Source organism: Enterobacter cloacae complex sp. 6730903, from assembly GCF_048283985.1.
Taxonomy (GTDB): domain Bacteria; phylum Pseudomonadota; class Gammaproteobacteria; order Enterobacterales; family Enterobacteriaceae; genus Enterobacter; species Enterobacter hormaechei_C.
On sequence record NZ_JBLVXX010000098.1, the window covers coordinates 1 to 3,855 of the forward strand.

Below are 3,855 nucleotides of genomic sequence, written 5' to 3' on the forward strand. Positions count from 1 at the left end.
GCAATCACCTTCTCGGAAACCCTCGCGAAATTTCGCAGTCGCGACGCCAGAGACCGAGGGTTAGATCATGCCTAGCATTCACCTTCCGGCCGCCCGCTAAATATCTCCTTTTGGGTTGTTAATAAAACATCCAATAAGTTGACTGTGCGTGAAAAAGAAAGTTTTGTGTGATGGCGTTGAAGATCGCACCGTTAAGCTCTTATGTGGGATGGTGCAGAGCTCGACGACTACCGATAAAACGCAACCGCCGCAAACAGACAAGAAAAAGCCCCAACTGATAACAGTTGGGGCTTCAGTATTGTGATTGGTGGAGCAATAGCACCCTGAACCCAAAACCTTCTCGCTCAACCGGTAGTGGCTGATAACAACTCGTGAGGGCTATTGCGGGTTAAGCATTTAGCGATGTCTAGGGCCAGACTGGACGTCTGAACGCAAGCCGCTGATACTGTACATAACCACAGTATCAGCGGAGGATACCCATGTCGCTGGCAAGGAACGCCACGGCGAGTCAATCGCCCACTCAAACAAACGGTTACGAACGCCACCAACCCGACCAGACGCTGCTCTACCAGCTGGTTGAGCAGCACTACCCAGCCTTCAAAGCCTCACTCGAAGCCCAAGGTCAACACCTGCCTCGCTACATCCAACAAGAATTCAACGACCTCCTCCAATGTGGCCGTCTGGAGTATGGTTTCATGCGGGTTCGCTGCGAGGATTGTCATCACGAGCGTCTGGTCGCCTTCAGCTGTAAACGACGCGGCTTTTGCCCTAGCTGCGGTGCCCGCCGGATGGCCGAGAGTGCGGCGCTGCTGATAGACGAAGTCTTCCCCAAGGAGCCCATTCGCCAGTGGGTGCTCAGCTTTCCTTTCCAGCTACGCTTTTTGCTGGCTCGCCATCCCCAGCTGATGGGCCAGGTCTTGAGTATCGTCTATCGTACACTCTCAACTCATCTGATCAAAAAAGCCGGTTACACCAAAGCCTCTGCACAAACTGGCTCAGTGACTCTTATCCAACGCTTTGGCTCCGCGCTAAATCTCAATGTCCACTACCACATGCTGTTTCTCGATGGTGTCTATGCCGAAGATGACTATGGCAAGCAACGCTTCCATCGTGTCAAGGCACCCACTTACGATGAGCTGAATACGCTCGCTCACACCCTCAGCCATCGCATCGCTCGCTGCATGGAAAAGCGTGGGATTTTGGAGCGTGATGCCGAGAATACGTGGTTGACACTGGAAGAGGGCGAAGACGATACGCTGACTCAATTACATGGTGCTTCGGTTACGTATCGCATTGCCGTCGGCCCCCAGCAAGGGCGCAAAGTCTTCACCCTGCAAACCTTGCCAGGGCGTGAGGATAAAGCCGACTCAAGCAGTCGAGTAGCCAACCATGCTGGTTTCTCGCTACACGCCGGTGTGATGGCCGAAGCGCATCAGCGGGATAAGCTTGAGCGCTTGTGTCGCTACATTAGTCGGCCAGCGGTTTCAGAAAAACGTCTGGCATTAACCGCCAATGGGCAGGTGCGTTACGAGCTCAAAACTCCGTACCGCAATGGCACCACCCATGTGATCTTCGAGCCGCTGGACTTCATCGCCAAACTCGCTGCGTTGGTACCTAAGCCGCGAGTCAACCTCACACGCTTCCACGGCGTCTTTGCACCGAACAGCAAACACCGAGTTCAAGTAACACCCGCCAAGCGGGGCAAGAAGCCCGACAAATCGGAAGGTCTCGATACTAACTGGCGTGACAAGAGTCCTGCAGAGCGCCACCGCGCCATGACCTGGATGCAACGCCTCAAGCGAGTCTTCAATATTGATATTGAAGTCTGCGAACACTGCGGCGGTCACGTCAAAGTGATTGCCAGCATCGAAGATCCGAAGGTCATTGAGCAGATTCTCAAGCATCTGAAACAGAAAACAGCCAAGGCGAATGCCGCCAAGCAGCGTGAGCTGCCACCAGAACGAGCGCCGCCACTGACTCCCAGCCTGTTCGATCCATCACAGAGTCGTCTCTTTGACTGACGACCCCAAATCCAACACTGCTCAACACTGCCAACTTTTAAACGGGGCGGTGGGGCAGTTTGTATCTCTCGAGCTATCAGGCTAGAGATTTTACCGCCAAATCGAACCTTATTAGAGCGGTTTAGGCTGGACCGGCAGTTAAAATTGGGGCTTGAGCGGTAAACGAGTGAGGGAATTTCAGGTAAGATACTTCGGATGAGGAGCAAAAAGGTGGTTTATACTTCCTATACCCAGTAGTGTTCCCCTGTCGGTTTGGTTGGGGTCGATGCCCCACTTTGGGCGCGGCGTTGGGCGCCGCAAGATGAAAGCTCTGTGTGAAGGCTTGGATATTAAGACCTTGGATGATTTCAATGCCATCACCGAAGAGCAGATCGTTAGCGTCGACAAATTCAGCTACAAAACTGCCGCAAAAGTGCTTGCAGGTATGGCTGAACATGCCGAGCTATTCAACAAGATTCAATCAATCATCGGGTTCAAACAGCAGGTCACTTCGGGGGATCGTTTTACCGGTGAGAAGATCGTGATCACCGGTTTTCGTGACGCGGCCTTGGAGAAGCTGATTGAAGCTGAGGGTGGTGAAGTGCAATCATCAGTCTCGTCGAAGACCACCATGGTGATCGCGGCATCCACTTCCGGATCTTCCGGCAAATTGAAGAAAGTGCACGATCTCAACAACAGCGGAAAGGCAAATATCAAACTGATTGATCTGGCCACCTTCCGTAAGCAATATCTGGAACAACCAGCATCGACTGGTTTGGAGTTTTAATGAGTCACCCACAACTTGAGCTAATAGTCGCTGTGGATTCTAAGTTGGGATTCGGGAAAGGCGGCAAGATTCCATGGAAATGCAAAGAAGACATGGCGCGATTTACGCGGATTTCTAAAGAGATCCGCGTGTGCGTTATGGGGAAACACACGTATACTGACATGCGTGACATGCAGTTAGAAAAGGATGGCGCCGAGGAGCGAATCAAGGAGAAAGGAATTCTCCCCGAACGCGAATCGTTCGTGATCTCCTCGACGTTAAAACAAGAAGATGTCATAGGCGCTACTGTCGTTCCTGATCTTCGTGCTGTGATCAACCTGTATGAGAATACCGATCAACGCATTGCTGTCATTGGTGGGGAGAAGTTGTACATTCAAGCTCTTTCATCAGCAACGAAACTGCACATGACCATAATTCCAAGAGAGTTCGACTGTGATCGATTTATTCCTGTTGATCCGATCCAGAACAATTTTCACATTGATTCCAGTGCCAGCGAGACTGTGGAGGCAACCGTTGATGAGACTCAAGAGCGCATTCACTTTGCTACTTACGTGCGTAACAATCAGTAACGCGCTGGCAGTGGAAGAACAAGAACCAGAAACGAAGCAGACGGTGTTGGCCGTCTGCTTCGAAACATCATTATTGGCTCGAGAACTGATCGAGAATACCATTCTTGCGGACGACATCCAAAACAATACAGAAAAGATAGCTTTGCAGTTGTCGGAGCCCCTCCCCCCAACTTATAATGGGATTATTGCTGGGCTAAACAATGCTGTCGCCATGCGTGGGACAGCAAACGTTGAATCGCCATCAAGAGCATCCACAGATTTACGTGCAGCCGTCATCGGTTTATGGTGTATAAATGACACCATAGCCGCCCTGAATCAGACTGATAATGCAGTCTTACAGGACGGCGAGTTGCAACAAACACTTGTCGATTATTACAACAACTTATTGGCTGACATCGTTTGTCGTTTTCAGAAGACGGCTGCACTGAACGTCAGAAGCCGACTGCACTATAGCAGCGGAGGGGTTGGATCCATCAGGCAACGACGGGCTGCTGCCGGC

At 51.4% G+C, this 3,855-nt stretch carries 4 protein-coding genes; all 4 read left to right on the forward strand.

What is annotated here, in order from left to right; genetic code table 11:
- The first annotated feature begins 479 nt into the window (after positions 1-479).
- Positions 480-2,021, forward strand: a complete 1,542-nt coding sequence (locus ACNQ0W_RS24705) for an IS91-like element ISCR1 family transposase (protein ID WP_000050481.1) — start codon at positions 480-482, stop codon at positions 2,019-2,021.
- 301 nt (positions 2,022-2,322) lie between these two features.
- The gene (locus ACNQ0W_RS24710; protein ID WP_000645230.1) at positions 2,323-2,787 is read left to right on the forward strand and encodes a BRCT domain-containing protein; all 465 of its coding nucleotides are present in this window, start codon (positions 2,323-2,325) and stop codon (positions 2,785-2,787) included.
- Complete coding sequence (gene dfrA19, locus ACNQ0W_RS24715) at positions 2,787-3,356, forward strand: trimethoprim-resistant dihydrofolate reductase DfrA19 (protein ID WP_000019304.1); 570 nt, start codon at positions 2,787-2,789, stop codon at positions 3,354-3,356. Before ACNQ0W_RS24710 ends, dfrA19 begins: the two co-directional genes overlap by 1 nt.
- A 10-nt stretch (positions 3,357-3,366) precedes the next feature.
- A partial coding sequence (locus ACNQ0W_RS24720) for a hypothetical protein (protein WP_158414479.1) occupies positions 3,367-3,855 on the forward strand: 489 nt, incomplete at its 3' end.